The organism is Caballeronia grimmiae (genome assembly GCF_000698555.1).
In the GTDB taxonomy this organism is placed as follows: domain Bacteria; phylum Pseudomonadota; class Gammaproteobacteria; order Burkholderiales; family Burkholderiaceae; genus Caballeronia; species Caballeronia grimmiae.
This window is the reverse complement of sequence record NZ_JFHE01000012.1, coordinates 91601-108605: the sequence shown is the minus strand read 5'-3', so window position 1 is coordinate 108605 and position 17005 is coordinate 91601. Positions and strand designations below refer to the sequence as shown.

Genomic DNA, 17005 nt, shown 5'->3' with positions numbered 1-17005 from the left:
TGCTGGCGGAGCGTTGCAGGGCGGCTCTGCTATAGTTTTAGATGGATCGGATATGAGTGAAGCATCATGGAAGTGAACGAAGTCTCGCGCAATGCAAACGGCGGAACGGAGCTCATGTTGCGCCGGTTACATCGCACGCTCGACGCGGGCCTGCTGGCGAACTTTCAGATCATCCCCTCGCGCATCCGCGAAATCGATCCGCATAGAAAGACGGTGCTCTGGCTTCACGATATGCCAGACGACGAGACAGTCGCCCTGAGGGACGCGAATTACCGCAAGCAGTTCGCCAAGATCGTGATGGTTTCCGACTGGCAGATGCAGATTTTCCACATCTATCACGACCTCCCGTACTCAGAATGCGTCGTCATCCGAAACGGCATTGAGCCTTTACCGGCGCTGCCGAAGCCTGACCCGAACGAGATCGTCAACCTCATCTACCACACGACGCCGCAGCGGGGCCTGGAGCTGCTCGTGCCGGCCTTCGAGCGCGTGCTCGCGAAACATGGGCGGCTGCATCTGCACGTGTATTCATCGTTCGCGGCCTACGGCCGGCCCGAGCTCGACGCGCCTTACTCGCGGGTCTTCGAACATTGCCGGCAGCATCCGAACATCACGTATCACGGCTTTCAACCGTACGACGTCGTGCGTCGGGCGCTCCAGCAAAGCCACGTCTTCGCTTACCCGTCCATATGGCCCGAGACGTCGTGCCTGGCCGCCATCGAAGCAATGTCCGCCGGCAACTTCGTAGTCGCGCCGAATTATGGCGGACTTCTCGATACCTGCAATCGATGGGCGCTTGCTTACCAATGGACGGAAAATCCAGCCGACCACGTGGCGGTCTTCGCCGATGCGTTATCGGAAGCGGTCGTCAGACTGCGAAACAATCCCGCGGGCTGTCAGGCTCATATCGAGGCGCAGAAGGCTTTCACCAATTATTTCTATGACTGGAAGGTGCTTGCGCCCGTCTGGGACCGCATGTTGAGAGGATTGCTGACTTAGCATGAGATCGTTGCCGCATTGAACGGCCGTACTCTCATGCGCACGTGGGCATAGTCCTGGCGAACGCCCCGCTCATCCGTCGCCTGCAGAAACCCCGCAATCCGTCGCGAAACGACGCCTTCCGCCCCCGACAGCACGCGATCGCACATTCTCCCGAGTTCCCTTAGTTCGTCGCGCGTGCTCGCGATGCCGCGTGCGCCTGCATGCTGCATCGCGAGCAGCGTGCGCGGATCGGACTCCGATGTGAGCACGACCACCGGCATATGCGGATGCCGTTCCCGCAGCGCGCGCAGCAGCTCGTGGGTGTCACCGAGCGCGTCACCGATGATGATCAAGTCGCCCCTTGCATCATCGATCTGCGCAAGCAACTGCCCGGCGCTTTTCGCGCTCGCCGCAATGCAATAACGCCCGCGCCCCTCGAACCACGCTTGCAGCCCTGTTAGCACTGCGGGTTGCCCGTCTGCGATGACGAGTCTTATCTTCTCAATACGCATCATTGATCGCCTCGACTCATTGGGTTGAATCTCATCCGCGCGACAGCCGTACGCGCCAAGTTATCAGAGCCGCCCTGCCGCGACAATCGAACGGCAGCCGCATCCGGTTTTCCGCACCGCACAACAAGAAGTCAGCGATTCGCGCCGGACAACGTCGATTCGCCGCCGCGCCGATCGTCGTCCATCAAGCCGGCGATGAAACCGCCGCACTTCAAGGAGATCGTCCGATGACCCTGAGCCTCTATGCGCATCCGTTTTCGTCGTATTGCCAGAAGGTGCTGATCGCGCTGTACGAGAACGCCACGCCGTTCGAATGGCGGCCGCTCACGCCCGAAACGCCGCAGTCCATGCGCGAACTCGCCGAGCTTTGGCCGATGAAGCGCTTCCCCGTCATCGTCGACGACGGCAGGCCGGTGATCGAAGCGACGATCATCATCGAGTATCTCGACCTGTTTCACCCCGGGCCGGTGCCCCTGTTCCCGCCGATCCCCGCGCCGCGCTCGACGTGCGCTGGATGGACCGCTTCTTCGATAACTACCTGTCGACCCCGCAGCAGAAAATCGTCTTCGATTGCATGCGAGCAGAGGGCGAGCGCGATCCACGCGGCGTCGCCGATGCCCGCGCGATGCTCGACACGTCGTACGCGTATCTCGACCGCCTCATGTCGACGCGGGAATGGGCCGCCGGCGATGCGTTCAGCCTCGCCGATTGCGCCGCCGCACCGTTCCTGTTCTATGCCGACTGGACCCATCGCATCGGGGATGCATATCCGAACGTGATCGCGTATCGCAAGCGGCTTCTCGCGCGGCCGTCGTTCGCGCGGGCGGTGGACGAGGCGCGGCCGTATCGGCGATTGTTTCCGCCGGGTGCGCCGGATCGCGACTGACGTTTCTCAACACGGGAGAACACGCATGACATCGACACCTTCACTCGTTCCCGCCGCCGAACTCGCGGCGCGGGCAACGATGACCTTTCCGAATGAAAGCGCCGACTATCGGCGGGCGCGCGTCGCGCTGCTGGCGGAAGAAATCGAACTGCGGCGGCATATCGAGCGCGTCGCGCGGATGCGGCGCGCGTTGCCGCCCGGCGGGGAAGTCACGGGCGACTATCTCTTCGAGGGCGAGCGCGGTCCCGTCGACATCGCCGGCCTGTTCGGCGACAAGCAAACGCTCGTCACTTACAGCTACATGTTCGGACCGCAGCGCGAGCGGCCCTGCCCGATGTGCACGTCGCTGCTGTCGGCATGGGAAGGCGAGGCGCGCGATATCGAGCAACGCGTGGCGCTCGCGGTCATCGCGCGCTCGCCGCTCGCCAAGCTCGTCGCGTTCAAGGAGGAGCGCGGCTGGCGCGACCTGAAGCTGTATTCCGACACCAACGGCAACTTCAGCCGCGACTATTACGCGATCTCGAAAGAAGGCGGCGACGAACCCGCGCTCAACGTGTTCACGCGGCGCGACGGCGTGATTCGCCACTTCTGGAGCGGCGAAATGGACTTCGCAACAGCCGATCCGGGCGAAGATCCGCGCGGCGCGCCCGATCCGATGCCGCTCTGGACCGTGCTTGACATGACGCCGGAAGGACGCGGCACGGACTGGTATCCGAAGCTGAACTATTCGTAAGCCGCGCGGAGCTTGTGTCAAGTTGAGTCAAATGTGGGCGCGCGTGGTCAACTCCGATCGCGGGCCGGCGTTATGGGCGAACCGTTTCACGGTGAATCGGTATTACCGGGAGAAGTTCGCTCATGGTTGCAAACGCATTCATCCGGCGCGCGCGCGCGGCGGGTCTCGCATCCGTCGGCGCGCTCGTCGTGCTCAACGGATGCGCCGCGCATCGGCCAGTGAGTGCGCCTGCGGCGCCAGAGCCGTCTCAAGGCGAGCCACGGGACGCGCAGGAAGCGCCGGAAGCGTCGGCGGTAGCGGCATCGCCGGCCGATGTATCGGCCCCGGCCGCGCACGGCGACGCGGCAGCGAAACGGCCGGAATTCGTGGAGGCGTCGTTCTACGGCAGCAAATTCCAGGGGCGTCGCACGGCAAGCGGCGAGCGCTACGACATGCACGCGCTGACCGCAGCGCATCGCACGTTGCCGCTCGGATCGTATGTGCGCGTGAGCAACGCGTCGAAGACGCGGTCGGTGATCGTGCGCATCAACGACCGCGGCCCGTTCGTCAAGGGGCGCGCGATCGACCTGTCGTTCGCCGCCGCCAGCCAGCTCGGCCTGCGCAATGCGGGGCACGCCCGCGTCGTGCTGGAACCGGTCGAGCCGGTGAGGCTGAAGATTGCGTCGCCCGCCGCCGCGTCGAACAGGCCGCGCATTCATCGCGCAAAAACGACGAGCAAGCCGGTGAAGCTGCGTCTCGCGCATGCCCGGCTTCACAGCGCGCGGGCGCGAGCGTAGGCGTCCGGCTCGACGGCCATCGGACGGATACAATGCGGCGGCACAAGACCCGCGCCCTGCCGGGTCATCCGATCCGACACATGAATCCATCGCCCCGGGCCTTTCTTCTCGGCCCGCTACTGAAAAGCGTTTCGCGGTCTTTCTATTTGACGCTGCGCATTTTGCCGCCCGCGATGCGCGATCCCATCGGGCTCGCCTATCTCCTCGCGCGCGCCGCGGACACCATCGCGGATACCTCGCTCGTGACGCCGGCGCGCCGGCTGGACCTGCTGCTGTCGTTGCGCGGGCAAGTGAACGGTGCGCCGGACGATGGCGCGCTCGCCCGCATCGCCGATGAAGTCGCCGGGCAGCAGGCGCAGCCGGATGAACGCGTGCTGCTGGAATCGCTGGGACCGGCGCTGTCGATTCTGAACGACCTCAGCGCTGCCGATACCGCCGCCGTGCGCGACATCGTGACCACGCTCAGCACCGGCATGGAGTTCGACTTGCGCACGTTCCCGGATGAAACGTCCGGCCAGATCGCCGCGCTCCAGCGGTTCGACGAACTCGACCGTTACACGTATCTCGTCGCGGGATGCGTCGGCGAGTTCTGGACGAAGATGACCTTCGCGCACATGCCCGGCCTCATCCGGACCGAACCCGATGTAATGCTCGCCCGCGGCGTGCGCTTCGGCAAGGCGCTGCAGATGACGAACGTGCTGCGCGATTGCGCACGCGATCTGCGCATCGGCCGGTGCTACCTGCCCGCCGACATGCTGGCGCGTCATGGTCTCGCGCCGCGCGAACTTCTTGCGGCGGACGCATCGTCGCGTGCGCGGCCCGTGCTTGCCGACGTGCTGCGCGCAACATTGCCGCTGTTTCAGGATGCGCTCGACTACACGCTCGCGATCCCCTCGCGCGCCGTGCGGCTGCGGCTCGCGTGTCTGTGGCCGATCATGATCGGGCTGGACACGCTCGTGCTGCTCGCCCGCAACGAAGCGTGGCTCGATCCTGCGCGCATCTCGAAGGTTCGCCGCAACGACGTGTATCGCATCATGGCGACGTCGATGCCGCTCGTCGCATCGAATCGCATGCTGCGCGCGTGGGTGTTGCGCCGGGTGAATGCGATCGAATCGGCGCTCAACGGCGCAATTCCGCGATAATCCGCTCCGCCAGAAAATCGCAGGGCGGCCGTTGCGATGCCGCGCTGCGCGCGAGCACCACTTCGAGCGCGGCGATTTCCGGCAGGCCTTGCGCCTGCCCGAGCAGCGTGAAGTGCGACGGCACCGCGCATTTGGCGAGCGGCGTGACGGCGAGCCCGGCTTCCGCCATCGTCAGCAGACCGAGCAGGCTCGGACTTTCGTACGACGTCCGATAGCCGATGCGCGCCCGCTCCAGACTGCGGATCGCGTTCTCGCGTGCGACGCTGCCCGGCAGGAACACGGCAATCGGCAGCGGCCGTTCGCGCCAGATGTCGGTCGCGCCGGGCGCGGCGGCCCAGACCATCGGTTCGTGACGCAGGAATTCGCCGGAGATGCCCTTGACGCGCGTCGCGCAGACAAGATCGACGTCGCCGTCCTTCAGCATCGGCGCGAGCGCGACGCTCGGCAAGCCGACCACTTGTATCTCGACCTTGGGATACGTCGCCGAGAATTTCTTGAGGATCGGCGGGAACAGCGACGACGCGTAATCGTCCGGCACGCCGATCACCACGCGCCCGGTCACGTCCGGCCGGACGACCGCCGCCCACGCTTCGTCGCGCAGCGCGATCATCCGGCGCGCGTACGTGAGCAGCACTTCGCCGTCTTGCGTCGGCACCACGCTGCGCGGCTTGCGCACGAAGAGCGCCTTGCCGAGCGCGGTCTCAAGCGTCTTGATCTGCATGCTCACCGCCGATTGCGAGCGATGCACCAGTTCCGCCGCGCGGCTGATGCTGCCGGTGTCCGCGACGGCGATGATCATCGAGAGGACGTCGAGGTCGAGTGCTTTCATGGAAGGTAGCGCGAGCAGTGCTATCAGAAAAACTGAACGATCCTATCAATATTATGCGATTTTCTTTTAGGTCGCCGGGCGGCATAGTGCAGGAAAGGAGCCTACCGATGAACGCGCGTACCGATCCCGCTGTCCTCGCCGCCGTGCAAGCCATGCCCGAACCGTCGTTCGCGACGACCGCGTCGGGTGTGTCCGTGCCTTATGTCGAATGCGGCGACGGCGAGCCGCTCGTCTTCGTACACGGCTCGCTGTGTGATTACCGCTACTGGAGCGCGCAACTGGCGCCGCTCGGCCAGCACTTCCGCGCGATCGCGCCGAGCCTGAGCCACTACTGGCCGGCCGTCGACGCCTTCGTGCAGGGCGAATTCGGCTGGCGCGCGCACGTCGAGGAGATGGCCGAGTTCATCGTCGCGATGGATATTGCGCCGGTGCACCTCGTCGGCCATTCGCGCGGCGGCTGCATCGCGTTTCATCTGGCGCGCGAGTATCCGCGCCTCGTCAAGACGCTGACGCTCGCGGACCCCGGCGGTCCGCTGCAGACATCGGCGCAGGCCGCGCCCGCCGCGCTGCCGCCCGCGACCAACGCGCTGCGTTCGCGCGTCGCGGAACTGATCGAACAGGGCGATTTCGACACCGGCCTCGAAATGTTCGTCGATTCGGTCAGCATGCCCGGCTTCTGGCAAAAGAGCACGGACGGCTTCCGCCGCATGGCGCTCGATAACGCGCTCACGCTGCCGAAGCAATTCCGCGATCCGTTGCCCGCTTACACCCGCGAGGCGGCGCGTGACATCAAGTGCCATCGACGGCCAGAAAAGCCCGCGCATGTTCCGCAACAACGTCGACAAGCTCGCCGAGTGGATCGAATTCGCGGACCGGCAGACGATGACGGGGGCGTCGCACGGCATGAATGTCGCGAGTCCGGGCGCGTTCAACCGCGCGGTGCTGGGCTTTGCGGGCGCGTGGTAAGCGTCGGACGAACGGTCGGCTTTTCCTTCAGACTTTTTGATCGCGTGTTGTGACGGCACAACCGAAACCGCGCGACGGCCGGGCTACCATCGTTGCCATCTCATTGCCGTCGCGAGGCACAGGTGAGCACCGGTCACGACGATCTCGACGCATGGAAGCGCCAGCGCACCGTCACGCTGGCGTTCGAACTGGCCGATAGCGGCCGCTACGAGCACTTCGGCGACATCGCGTACACGCTGCAATTCGAGCGCGGATTATCGATAACGCTCATCGACGATCCCGTCATGCGCCGCCAGCTCAACGAGCGATGCGGCAATGCACGCGAGGCGCTGGCGCCGCCGCTCACGCCGCCCACGCTGCCCGCGCAAGCTCCGGACACGGCCGACGCCGCGAAGCGCGCTCCTTCGCTGCTGCGCCGCGCCGCAACCGCGCTCTGGCGATCCGCCCCGCCCGCCGGCGACCTCCAATCCGCCGCGTCCTGAACGTCATTCACGCCGTTTCTAGCCAAATCGCCGGGCAAATGGCGGATATGCACGAGAGTTGCGCGCGCCAAAACCTGTAAACTCAAGAAAGTTGAACCAGAAGCCCGGACACGCACCGCGCGTGCGGTCCGGCGTTTGAACTTTGAGGAGGAAATGCTCGTGGCTAACGAAAAGATGCTGGCGCAGATGGCGGAGAAGCAGGGTTTCATCGCCGCTCTGGATCAAAGCGGCGGTTCGACACCCGGCGCGCTGCGCCAATACGGCATTGCGGACGACGCCTACAACGGCGAAGCCGAGATGTTCAAGCTGATGCATGAAATGCGCGTGCGCATCATGACCGCGCCGGCCTTCACGGGCGAGAAGGTCATTGGCGCGATTCTCTTCGAGCGCACGATGGACGGCGAAGCCGAAGGCAAGCCGGTGCCGACGTTCCTGTGGGAAGACCGTGGCGTCGTGCCGTTCCTGAAGGTCGACAAGGGGCTCGAAGCCGAAGCCGATGGCGTGCAGATCATGAAGCCGATTCCCGGCCTCGACGAACTGCTCCAGCGCGCGGCGAAGCTCGGCGTGTTCGGCACGAAGATGCGCTCGGTGATCCATCAGGCGTCGGAGAAGGGCATCGCGGCGGTGGTGAAGCAGCAGATCGAAGTGGGCGAGCAGATCATCGCGCAAGGTCTCGTGCCGATCCTCGAGCCGGAAGTTTCGATCAAGAGCCCGGACAAGAAGGGCGCGGAAAAGATCCTGCGCGACGAACTGCTGAAAGGCCTGGACGCGCTTCCGGAATCGAGTCGCGTGATGATCAAGCTGACCATCCCGGACGAAGCGGATTTCTATCGCCCGCTGATCGAGCATCCGCGTGTGGTGCGCGTGGTGGCGCTCTCGGGCGGCTACTCGCGCACGGATGCATGCAAGCGCCTTGCGGAGAACCACGGCATGATCGCAAGTTTTTCGCGTGCGCTCATCAACGAGTTGAAGAAGTCCATGAGCGATAGCGAGTTCGACAAGACGCTCGCTGAATCGATCGACGAGATTTACGAGGCATCGGTCAAGAAGGTCTGAGCCTGCGGCTGCAATCCTCGCATTCGCGTCGCATGTAGAAAAACGCGCCCTTCGGGGCGCGTTTTTCATGGGCAAGCGCAATCCTTCGGATCATTAACTGGGGTTTGTCAGATCTCTCGCACTCTCGTTCGCTTCCTATACGTCCTGCATGGGACGCGAACCACGATTGTGCCGATCGTATTCCGCGAGCTTGCGGTCGTCCCAGGCCACGGCACGAGTGCCGGAATCATCGTCGACGACTTGCCATGAAAGACCTCGCCTGGACCCTGTTCATTTCGGTATCCTTCGTAACGGCGATCGCGATGCTCTCGTGCACCGTCACTACTTATCTCGATCTCTGGCAATTCCACGGCGAGCCGCGTCGCCGCGACGAGCCGTTGCGTTTTCGCCTGCTTCGCTCCACCTGGTTTTTCTATTTCAACGCTTGCACTTGCCTGATGGCGGTGGCTGCGCTGCTCTACGTCACGTGACCGAGAGCGGGAAGCCGCCTGCAAACGCCTCGCGCAAATATCCGATGAAGAGGGCAACCGCGCGCGGGACGTGCGGCGCATAGGGACGCACGACGTAAAGCTGATCGGCGAACGCGCCCACCGGACGCCAGTCCGGCAACAGCACCACGAGCTTGCCCGCCTGCACGGCCGCTTGCGCGGTAAAGTCGGGCAGCAGCGCGATGCCGAGATCGTCCAGCGCCGCATCGCGCAGCAACTCGCTGTTGTTTGCGGAAAACGCGCCGTTCACCGCGAGCGTGTACGGCCCGGATGCCGTCTTGCGCGCGCCCTTGCGCACGAACGACCAGATGCTGGCCGCCTGCGTGCGCGGATAAAACAGGCAATCGTGGACGGCGAGATCGGCGGGCGTCGCGGGCGTGCCGCGCCGTTTCAGGTAGGCGCGCGTCGCGACGATGACCGAGTGCGTATCGCACAGCTTCCATGCGACGTGCGTCTCCGGCGCGTGCGCGCTGTGCCGGATGGCCAGATCGAAACCTTCGGTGGCGATCGACGTCAGCCGGTCCGATGCTTCCAGTTGCACGCGCACTTCGGGATGCGCATGCAAAAAGCCCGCGAGTTTCGGCGTCAATTGCTGCCGCGCGAACGCGACCGGCGCGGTCACGCGGATCAGGCCCCGCGCGATGCCCGCCATCTCCCGCACGCCCGAAAAACTCGCGGCGATATGCTCGTATTGCCCGCGCGTTTCATCGACGAGACGCCGGCCCGCCTCGGTGAAGCGCACGCTGCGCGTCGTGCGCGTGACGAGCGGAACGCCCGCTGCGCGCTCCAGTTCGGCGATCCGCTGACTCATCGCCGCCTTGCTGACGCCGAGCCGCGCGGCCGCCGCCGTGTAGCTGCCCTGTTCGGCGAGCACGGTCAGCCAGTGCAGATGCGTCCAGAGCGTCTCGATCTTTTCGTCTTCCATGCGCCGATTGTTTGCCAGCGTGAACAATGAGTTCAATCATAGCGTCTTTGCAGCGCCCGCAACGCTTCTTACACTAACGACACTGCCAACCCATTCCGCAGACGGGAGACGAGATGCAAGCCTTCAACGATACCGCCGACGTCGTTCACTACATTCACGGTGAGCGCGTGAACGGCTCGGGCACGCGCTCGCAGCCGATCTTCAACCCCGCGACGGGCGAGCGTCCCCGCAAGCTCGTGCTGGGCGAAGCCGCGGACGTCGAAGCCGCCGTCGCCAGCGCGAAGGCTGCGTTTCCTGCCTGGCGCGACATGCCGCCGATCCGCCGCGCGCGCGTCATGCAGCGTTTCCTGGAACTGATGAATCAGAATCGCGATGCACTCGCCGCGATCATCACCGCCGAGCACGGCAAGGTTTTCTCGGATGCGCAGGGCGAAGTGACGCGCGGCATCGAGGTGATCGAATTCGCGTGCGGCATCCCGCAACTGCTGAAGGGCGATTACACCGAACAGGTTTCCACCGGCATCGACAACTGGACGACGCGCCAGCCGCTCGGCATCGTCGCGGGCATTACGCCGTTCAACTTCCCGTGCATGGTGCCGTGCTGGATGTTCCCGGTCGCGATTGCAGCGGGCAATGCGTTCATCCTGAAGCCGAGCGAGCGCGATCCTTCCGCGTCGCTGTTCATGGCGGATCTGATGAAGAAAGCCGGCTTGCCCGATGGCATCCTCAACGTCGTGCAGGGCGACAAGGTCGTCGTCGATGCGCTGCTGGAGCATCCCGATGTCCGCGCGATCAGCTTCGTCGGCTCGACTCCGATCGCGAACTACATCTACGAAACGGGCGCGAAGCACGGCAAGCGCGTGCAGGCGCTCGGCGGCGCGAAGAATCATATGGTCGTGATGCCGGACGCCGACATCGACCAGACCATCGACGCACTGATCGGCGCGGGCTACGGCTCCGCCGGCGAGCGCTGCATGGCGATCTCGGTGGCCGTGCTCGTCGGCGATGTCGCCGACAAGATCGTGCCGCGTCTGGCCGAACGTGCGCGTCAGCTCGTCGTGAAGAACGGCATGGAGCCGGATGCGGAAATGGGTCCGATCGTCACGCGCGCGGCGCTGGATCGCATCGAAGGCTATATCGCGATGGGTGTCGACGAAGGCGCGCAACTCGTCGTCGACGGGCGCGGCCTGAAGGTCGCGGGCCACGAAGACGGCTTCTTCACGGGCGGCACGCTGTTCGATCATGTCACGCCGAACATGCGCATCTACAAGGAAGAGATCTTCGGACCGGTGCTCGCGTGCGTGCGCGTGAAGGACTTCGCCGAAGCCGTCGATCTCGTCAACGCGCACGAGTTCGGCAACGGCGTCGCATGCTATACACGCGATGGCCACGTCGCGCGTGAGTTCGGCCGGCGCATCGAAGTGGGCATGGTAGGCATCAACGTGCCGATTCCGGTGCCGATGGCATGGCACGGCTTCGGCGGCTGGAAGCGTTCGCTGTTCGGCGACATGCACGCTTACGGCGAAGAAGGCGTGCGCTTCTATACGAAGCAGAAGTCGATCATGCAGCGCTGGCCGGAAAGCACGGAGAAGGGCGCGGAATTCGTGATGCCGACTTCGAAGTAATCTCTTAACGTATGAACATGACGCCCGCTTCTCCACGATGGACAAGCGGGCGTTATGCTTTGCGGTGACAGCGCTTTCAGGAGAGACCTTTCCATGACCCCTACCTTGATGCAAAGGCTCGGCATCACGAAGCCCATCATTCAGGCGCCGATGGCCGGCGTCAGCACGCCCGCGCTCGCGGCGGCGGTATCGAACGCGGGCGGGCTCGGCTCGCTCGGCGTCGGCGCGATGAACGCAGAGGCCGCGCGCAAGACCATCCGCGAGACGCGCGCGCTGACTGACAAGCCGTTCAACATCAATGTGTTCTGTCATCGTCCGGCGAAGGCGAACGAGGCGGTTGAGAAGGCATGGATCGACTGGCTCGCGCCGCTATTTGCACAGTACGAAGCAAAGCCGCCGCAGACGCTCGGGGAAATCTACACGAGCTTTCTCGTCGACAAGGACATGCTCGACGTCTTTCTCGAAGAAAAGCCCGCTATCGTGAGCTTCCATTTCGGACTGCCATCGACCGATACGATCGACGCTTTGCGCAGTGCGGGCATCACGCTGATCGCATCGGCGACGAACGTGCGCGAAGCGCAACAACTGGCCGATGCGAACATGGATGCGATCGTCGCGCAGGGCACCGAGGCGGGCGGTCATCGCGGTCTGTTCGACATCGACAGCGACGACGATGAACTCGGCACGTTCGCGCTCACGCGCCTTCTCGCCAGCAAGTTCGACGTGCCGGTGATTGCCGCGGGCGGCATCATGGATGGCGCGGGCATCGCGGCGGCGCTCGCATTGGGCGCGCAGGCGGCGCAGTTGGGCACCGCGTTCGTGCCGTGCACGGAGACATCGATCGATGCCGGTTATCGCCGTGCCATTCTCAGCGATGCCGCGAATCGCACAGCCTTCACTGCGGCGATTTCCGGACGCATGGCGCGCGGCCTCGCCAACAAGTTCACCGAACTGGGCCGCAGCGCCGATGCGCCGCGCAACCCCGACTATCCCATCACATACGACGCCGGCAAGGCACTGCATGCCGCTGCGAAGGCAAAGGGCGAGTTCGGTTACGGCGCTCAGTGGGCGGGGCAAGCGGCGGCGCTCGCACGCGAGTTGCCGGCCGCCGAACTCATGGCGCGGCTCGTCGCGGAGCTGGATGAAAGCATTGCGGGACTTCAACGCTATGCGAGCGCGCGCTAGCGAACTGGTTTTATTCGCATGAGCCGTTTCCGGGCCGCCCGCTAATCGGCGCATCGGCGCGGAGGTGCGCGGCGTCGCTCGCGGGCATCGGGCGGAGGGCTTCTCCGAGGCCTGAATCAGGGCGCCGATGCGGGCGCTGCGCTCGCCGCCTCGGGACTCGAAGGCAACAACGGCGGCATCGTCTGGAACACCGGCGGCTGCGGCGGCGCTTCTTCGGTCACTTCGGCTTCGGGTTCGGCGGGCGCGCGCTTCACGCGAGCCGGCTTCTGCGTGACGGTCTGCCCGGACTTCGCGACAGTCGGCTTCGCTGTTCTGCCGAAAGTCTCGTCCATCCAGCCGCGCAAGCGCGTCGTGAAAGTCTGCCATGCGCCCGGCGGCGCCTGAATGTCGAAGCGCGCACGGGCATCGACCAGATGCGAACGCAACGCGCGTTGCGTGAAGTCGCCGACCATCGGCAACGCGCTGTGCGCGCCTTGTCCCCAATAATCGCTGCGCAACGTGACGCGGCTATCGTTGAAGCCGACCCATGCGCCCGCGACCAGTTGCGGATGCATCAGAATGAACCATCCGTCCGCGTTGTCCTGCGTCGTGCCGGTCTTGCCGGCGACATCGGCGCGAATGCCGAAGCGCGTGCGAATGGCCGTGCCGGTGCCGCGGTTCACCACGTCGCGCATCACATCGACGAGCTTGTGCGTTGCATCGACCGACAATGCGCGCTCCGGCGTGCTGTCGAATTGCGCGAGCACTTCGCCCTGCTTGTTCTCGATGCGCGTGACGAGCAACGGCTCCATGTAATTGCCATCGTTCGCGATGGTGCCGTACGCCGACACCATTTCCTTCAGCGTAACCGGACTCGTGCCGAGCGCGAGCGACGGCACTTCGTCGAGATGGCTCTCGCGCACGCCCATGTCGCGTGCGAGCCGCGCGACGCGAGCCGGGCCGACGGTCTGCATCAGTTGCGCAGTGATGCGGTTCTTCGAATACGCGATGCCGTCGCGCAAGCTGACTGCGCGTCCAGTGGGCGGCGCTTCGTCGGTCGGATGCCAGGTCTCGCCGCCTTTAACGGGAATCGTCACGTCCTGGTCGATGAACGTATCGGTCGGCATCGCGCCGCGCTCGAAAGCCGCGCCATAGACGAACGGCTTGAACGTGGAACCGGGCTGGCGGCGCGCTTGCTGAACGTGATCGAACGGGTCCTGCGTGAAGTCGCGGCTGCCCACCCACGCCTTGATCTGGCCGGTGCGCGGATCGAGTGCGAGAAACGCAGCCTGCACGCGCGTCTTTTCTTCGCAGAGCGCGCGCATGAAGTTCCGATCCGCGATCAAATGCTTTGACGCATCGGCATCGTTCGCGCCGGCGTCGCGGGCCTTGCGATAGTCGCCCGTCTCGCGGATGAACGCGCGCGCGAGATCCTCGTTCGCGCTCGCGCAGCCGCCACGTCCGCCCCACGCCGCATTCGCAATCGACTGCAACTGATTGCCCTGCAACATCAGAGATTGCGTCGCCATGGATTGCAGGCGCGAATCGATCGTCGTCCTGACGATCAGCCCGTCCGAGTAGATGTTGAAGTCGTGGTCGTCCGCCCACGCGATCAGCCATTTGCGCAACTGCTGCGCGAAATGCGGCGCGCGTCCCGGCTCCTCGGTCTGCCGCTCGAAGTCGATGCGCAGCGGGCGCTTCTTCAGTGCATCGAGTTTCGCGGGCGCGAGATGGCCGAAGCGCACCATCTGACCGAGCACGATGTTGCGCCGGTCGAGCGCACGCTCCGGATTGATGACGGGGTTGTAATAGCTGTTGCCCTTCAACATGCCGATGAGCGTCGCGCTTTCGAGCACGTCGAGCTGGCCAGCGGACTTGTCGAAGTAAGTGCGCGCGGCCATTTCGATGCCGTATGCGTTATACAGAAACGGCACCGTGTTCAGATACGTTTCGAGAATCTCGTCCTTCGAATAGACGGCTTCGATCTTGAACGCGGTGATCGCTTCCTTCAGCTTGCGGGTGAGCGTTTGCGAGCGGCCGACTTCATCGGGATATAGATTGCGTGCGAGCTGTTGCGTGAGCGTGGAGCCGCCCTGACGATCGCCCGAGAACGTATGCACCGCAGCCGATGCGGTGCGCCGCCAGTCGATGCCGTGATGCTCGTAAAAGCGCCGGTCTTCTGTTGCGATGAGCGCATCGACGACGTTCGGCGATATCTGCTTGAGGCTCACCCATTCGCGATGCGTCGGCTTGAATTCGGCAAGCAGCCTGCCATCGGCGGAATAGATTTGCGCGGGCTGATCGACCTTGGCTTTGCGAATGTCGCGGATGCCGGGCGTGAACGGAATCAGCACCAGCACATAAAGGAGGAACAACGCGGGCAGCAGAAGCAGCGTGCGGGGCCGCAGATGCGGGCGCAGCCGGGCCGCAAGCTGGGTCAGCGCTGCGCGTGCGGTGGCTTTGAATTCGGACGCGGTCAAAACGAAACGGCGGGGCCGGGCAGGGAAAAGACTGCATCGTAACGCATCTTTACATCCTGCCCGCCGAGGTTTCTATCGCACGATCATGCCTTGCGAACGAATTCGGACTTGAGGCTCATCGCGCCGAAGCCGTCGATCTTGCAGTCGATATCGTGATCGCTATCGACGAGACGGATGTTCTTGACCTTCGTGCCCATCTTGATGACGCCGCCCGAGCCCTTCAGCTTCAGGTCCTTGATGACGGTTACCGTGTCGCCGTCCTGAAGAGTGTTGCCCGCCGAATCGCGATACACCTTCGCGGCGGCTTCGGCGGCGTCGCCCGCTTGCGCCTTCCATTCGTGCGCGCACTCGGGGCAGATGTAGACGCCGCCATCCTCGTAAGTGAATTCGGAATGGCATTGCGGGCAGGTAGGGAGGGCGTTCATCGGTAATCCTGTCTTGCTGGGTGAAAAGCGCGAGAGTATAGCGCCGCGCGCAGCTCCGGTTAGGAGCCTGGATTGTCGCGCTGTTGCCACCCGAGTCCAAGACTCTTTTGCAAGGAAACGTAGTCCTTCAACAATTCGGCTTGCGCCGCGACCACGTCCTGTTGCGCGGCGAATTGCGTGCGCTGCGCATCGAGCAGATCGATCAATGTCGATACACCCGCCGTATAGCGTTGACGCACGAGCGTAGCCGAACGCTCCGACGACGCCTGCACCTGCTGCAACCGCACGACATGTTCGCGCTGATTGCCGTAACGCGAGAGCGCGGAATTCGCGTCCTTCAGCGCGGCGAGCACGGTCTTTTCATAACGCGCCTCGGCTTCGTCGCGCGATGCCTCGGCTGCATCGACCCTCGCGGTCGTGCGGCCGAAATCGAATACGTTCCATTGCAGATACGGCACGCCGACCCACGAGAAATTCTGCTTGCGCAACAAATGGCCGGGGTCGGAGGCGGAGAAGCCGATATCGCCGAGCAAGGACACCTTCGGGAAATAATCGGCGATGTGCTCGCCGATCTGCGCGTTACTCGATGCGAGACGCCGTTCCGCCGCACGAATGTCGGGGCGCTGCTGGAGCATCGTCGCGGGATCGCTGATGGATACCGATGCAGGCAACGCAGGCAACGGCGCGGGCTGCGCGAGTTCGGCATCGAGTGCGCCGGGCGCGCGGCCGGTCAGCACGGCGAGCTGATCGAGCGAATCCGTGATCTGCACTTGCAATGGCACGAGCGTCGCGCGCGTGGTGTTGACCTGCGTGGAGAGACGTTCGACATCGACCTCGGCCGCCGTGCCGCGCGCGCGCCGCTGCTCGGTGAGCGTCAGCATTTGCTGCTGATACTCGGCGGTGCGCTGCGCTAGCGCAAGACGTTCCTGCTGATCGCGCAGATCGATATACGCCGATGCCACTTCCGCCGCGAGCGACACTTGCGTGTCGGAGAGATCGGCCTGGACGGCATCGGCTTCGCCGGACGCGGCTTCGATTGCTCGTCGCGTGCCGCCGAAGAGGTCGATTTCCCAGGAGGCATCGAAACCCACGGTGTAGAAATCGACCGGGCCGCGACCGCCGCCCGAGCCTTCCGATTGCCCGAAGATCGACGTATCGGGCGAACGCATGCGCAACGCCGCCGCGGAAGCCGATACCTTCGGCAGTTCGTTCGCGCGCTGCCCACGCAATTGCGAGCGCGCTTGCCGCAGACGCGCCTGCGCTATCTTCAGGTCGGGATTGTGCGCGAGTGCGGCGTCGATCAGCGCGTTCAGTTGCGGATCGTTGAGCGAGGACCACCATGCGGCGGGCGCGTGCGTCGTCGCAACGCCTTCGAGCGGGGCGCGCACGAACGCGCCGCTTTTTACGGATTCGGATGCGACATCCGGCGCGCCGCGATAGTCAGGGCCGACCGTGCACGCGGCGAGTGCGAATGCCGCGAGCGGCAGCAAGCGAGTGAAAGAGAAGTGGCGTGATGACATCTTTGAATGATTCAT

The 17005-nt window shown here is 64.4% G+C and carries 15 protein-coding genes and 2 pseudogenes; 11 read left to right on the top strand and 6 right to left on the bottom strand.

Annotated features, from left to right (window positions below):
- Positions 1-66 precede the first annotated feature (66 nt).
- On the top strand, positions 67-999 hold the full coding sequence (locus tag BG57_RS15120; RefSeq protein WP_035965476.1) for a glycosyltransferase family 4 protein: 933 nt from the start codon (positions 67-69) through the stop codon (positions 997-999).
- On the opposite strand, the gene BG57_RS15115 is transcribed toward BG57_RS15120, so the two are convergent.
- The gene (locus BG57_RS15115; RefSeq protein ID WP_035965467.1) at positions 996-1496 is read right to left on the bottom strand and encodes a response regulator; all 501 of its coding nucleotides are present in this window, start codon (positions 1494-1496) and stop codon (positions 996-998) included. The two genes, BG57_RS15120 and BG57_RS15115, sit on opposite strands and share 4 nt — an antisense overlap.
- 224 nt (positions 1497-1720) lie before the next feature.
- On the opposite strand from BG57_RS15115, the pseudogene BG57_RS15110 reads away from it, so the two are divergent.
- The 4 genes and pseudogenes from BG57_RS15110 to BG57_RS15095 all read left to right on the top strand — a co-directional run bounded on the left by BG57_RS15110 (position 1721) and on the right by BG57_RS15095 (position 5030).
- Positions 1721-2379: pseudogene (locus BG57_RS15110) on the top strand (glutathione S-transferase family protein).
- A gap of 25 nt (positions 2380-2404) precedes the next feature.
- Positions 2405-3112 carry a DUF899 family protein gene (locus BG57_RS15105; protein WP_035965459.1) on the top strand — a complete coding sequence of 236 codons (708 nt, stop codon included), beginning with the start codon at positions 2405-2407 and terminating at the stop codon, positions 3110-3112.
- Between the two features lie 122 nt (positions 3113-3234).
- Positions 3235-3888, top strand: coding sequence for a septal ring lytic transglycosylase RlpA family protein (locus BG57_RS32240; protein ID WP_081850915.1), 654 nt, complete (start codon positions 3235-3237; stop codon positions 3886-3888).
- An 80-nt stretch (positions 3889-3968) separates the two neighbouring features.
- Positions 3969-5030 (top strand): phytoene/squalene synthase family protein, encoded by a 1062-nt coding sequence (locus BG57_RS15095; RefSeq protein ID WP_035965826.1) that lies wholly within the window; start codon positions 3969-3971, stop codon positions 5028-5030.
- Here BG57_RS15095 and BG57_RS15090 read toward each other — a convergent pair.
- On the bottom strand, positions 5008-5859 hold the full coding sequence (locus tag BG57_RS15090) for a LysR substrate-binding domain-containing protein (RefSeq protein WP_035965454.1): 852 nt from the start codon (positions 5857-5859) through the stop codon (positions 5008-5010). The genes BG57_RS15095 and BG57_RS15090 overlap by 23 nt on opposite strands.
- A gap of 107 nt (positions 5860-5966) precedes the next feature.
- Between BG57_RS15090 and BG57_RS15085 the strand changes: the two are divergent.
- The 4 genes and pseudogenes from BG57_RS15085 (at position 5967) to BG57_RS15070 (ending at position 8833) form a co-directional block, all read left to right on the top strand.
- A pseudogene (locus tag BG57_RS15085) lies at positions 5967-6825 on the top strand (alpha/beta fold hydrolase).
- Between the two features lie 122 nt (positions 6826-6947).
- Positions 6948-7307 carry a hypothetical protein gene (locus BG57_RS15080; RefSeq protein ID WP_035965442.1) on the top strand — a complete coding sequence of 120 codons (360 nt, stop codon included), beginning with the start codon at positions 6948-6950 and terminating at the stop codon, positions 7305-7307.
- 159 nt (positions 7308-7466) lie between these two features.
- Positions 7467-8363, top strand: coding sequence for a fructose bisphosphate aldolase (locus BG57_RS15075; RefSeq protein WP_035965823.1), 897 nt, complete (start codon positions 7467-7469; stop codon positions 8361-8363).
- A gap of 245 nt (positions 8364-8608) precedes the next feature.
- Positions 8609-8833 (top strand): hypothetical protein, encoded by a 225-nt coding sequence (locus BG57_RS15070; RefSeq protein ID WP_035965434.1) that lies wholly within the window; start codon positions 8609-8611, stop codon positions 8831-8833.
- On the opposite strand, the gene BG57_RS15065 is transcribed toward BG57_RS15070, so the two are convergent.
- Positions 8826-9776 (bottom strand): LysR family transcriptional regulator, encoded by a 951-nt coding sequence (locus BG57_RS15065; protein WP_035965428.1) that lies wholly within the window; start codon positions 9774-9776, stop codon positions 8826-8828. The two genes, BG57_RS15070 and BG57_RS15065, sit on opposite strands and share 8 nt — an antisense overlap.
- Positions 9777-9889: 113 nt before the next feature.
- Here BG57_RS15065 and BG57_RS15060 point away from each other — a divergent pair, with 113 nt between their 5' ends.
- A complete protein-coding gene (locus BG57_RS15060; protein ID WP_035965422.1) occupies positions 9890-11401 on the top strand; it encodes a CoA-acylating methylmalonate-semialdehyde dehydrogenase in 1512 nt (503 codons plus the stop codon).
- Positions 11402-11494: 93 nt separating this feature from the next.
- Entirely contained in the window at positions 11495-12586 is a 1092-nt protein-coding gene (locus tag BG57_RS15055; RefSeq protein ID WP_035965419.1) for an NAD(P)H-dependent flavin oxidoreductase, read from the top strand.
- A gap of 116 nt (positions 12587-12702) precedes the next feature.
- On the opposite strand, the gene BG57_RS15050 is transcribed toward BG57_RS15055, so the two are convergent.
- From BG57_RS15050 to BG57_RS15040, 3 genes are all read right to left on the bottom strand, one after another.
- The gene (locus BG57_RS15050) at positions 12703-15045 is read right to left on the bottom strand and encodes a penicillin-binding protein 1A (protein ID WP_035965415.1); all 2343 of its coding nucleotides are present in this window, start codon (positions 15043-15045) and stop codon (positions 12703-12705) included.
- 83 nt (positions 15046-15128) lie between these two features.
- Complete coding sequence (locus tag BG57_RS15045) at positions 15129-15470, bottom strand: zinc ribbon domain-containing protein YjdM (protein WP_035965407.1); 342 nt, start codon at positions 15468-15470, stop codon at positions 15129-15131.
- A gap of 59 nt (positions 15471-15529) precedes the next feature.
- Positions 15530-16990, bottom strand: a complete 1461-nt coding sequence (locus BG57_RS15040; protein ID WP_035965400.1) for an efflux transporter outer membrane subunit — start codon at positions 16988-16990, stop codon at positions 15530-15532.
- Positions 16991-17005: the final 15 nt, after the last annotated feature.

What these genes read in the sequence shown, in the direction of transcription:
- BG57_RS15120 (WP_035965476.1), top strand. Translation starts at nt 67, where the DNA reads ATGGAAGTGAACGAAGTCTCGCGCAATGCAAACGGCGGAACGGAGCTC.
- BG57_RS15115 (WP_035965467.1), bottom strand. Translation starts at nt 1,496, where the DNA reads ATGATGCGTATTGAGAAGATAAGACTCGTCATCGCAGACGGGCAACCC.
- BG57_RS15105 (WP_035965459.1), top strand. Translation starts at nt 2,405, where the DNA reads ATGACATCGACACCTTCACTCGTTCCCGCCGCCGAACTCGCGGCGCGG.
- BG57_RS32240 (WP_081850915.1), top strand. Translation starts at nt 3,235, where the DNA reads ATGGTTGCAAACGCATTCATCCGGCGCGCGCGCGCGGCGGGTCTCGCA.
- BG57_RS15095 (WP_035965826.1), top strand. Translation starts at nt 3,969, where the DNA reads ATGAATCCATCGCCCCGGGCCTTTCTTCTCGGCCCGCTACTGAAAAGC.
- BG57_RS15090 (WP_035965454.1), bottom strand. Translation starts at nt 5,859, where the DNA reads ATGAAAGCACTCGACCTCGACGTCCTCTCGATGATCATCGCCGTCGCG.
- BG57_RS15070 (WP_035965434.1), top strand. Translation starts at nt 8,609, where the DNA reads ATGAAAGACCTCGCCTGGACCCTGTTCATTTCGGTATCCTTCGTAACG.
- BG57_RS15065 (WP_035965428.1), bottom strand. Translation starts at nt 9,776, where the DNA reads ATGGAAGACGAAAAGATCGAGACGCTCTGGACGCATCTGCACTGGCTG.
- BG57_RS15060 (WP_035965422.1), top strand. Translation starts at nt 9,890, where the DNA reads ATGCAAGCCTTCAACGATACCGCCGACGTCGTTCACTACATTCACGGT.
- BG57_RS15055 (WP_035965419.1), top strand. Translation starts at nt 11,495, where the DNA reads ATGACCCCTACCTTGATGCAAAGGCTCGGCATCACGAAGCCCATCATT.
- BG57_RS15045 (WP_035965407.1), bottom strand. Translation starts at nt 15,470, where the DNA reads ATGAACGCCCTCCCTACCTGCCCGCAATGCCATTCCGAATTCACTTAC.
- BG57_RS15040 (WP_035965400.1), bottom strand. Translation starts at nt 16,990, where the DNA reads ATGTCATCACGCCACTTCTCTTTCACTCGCTTGCTGCCGCTCGCGGCA.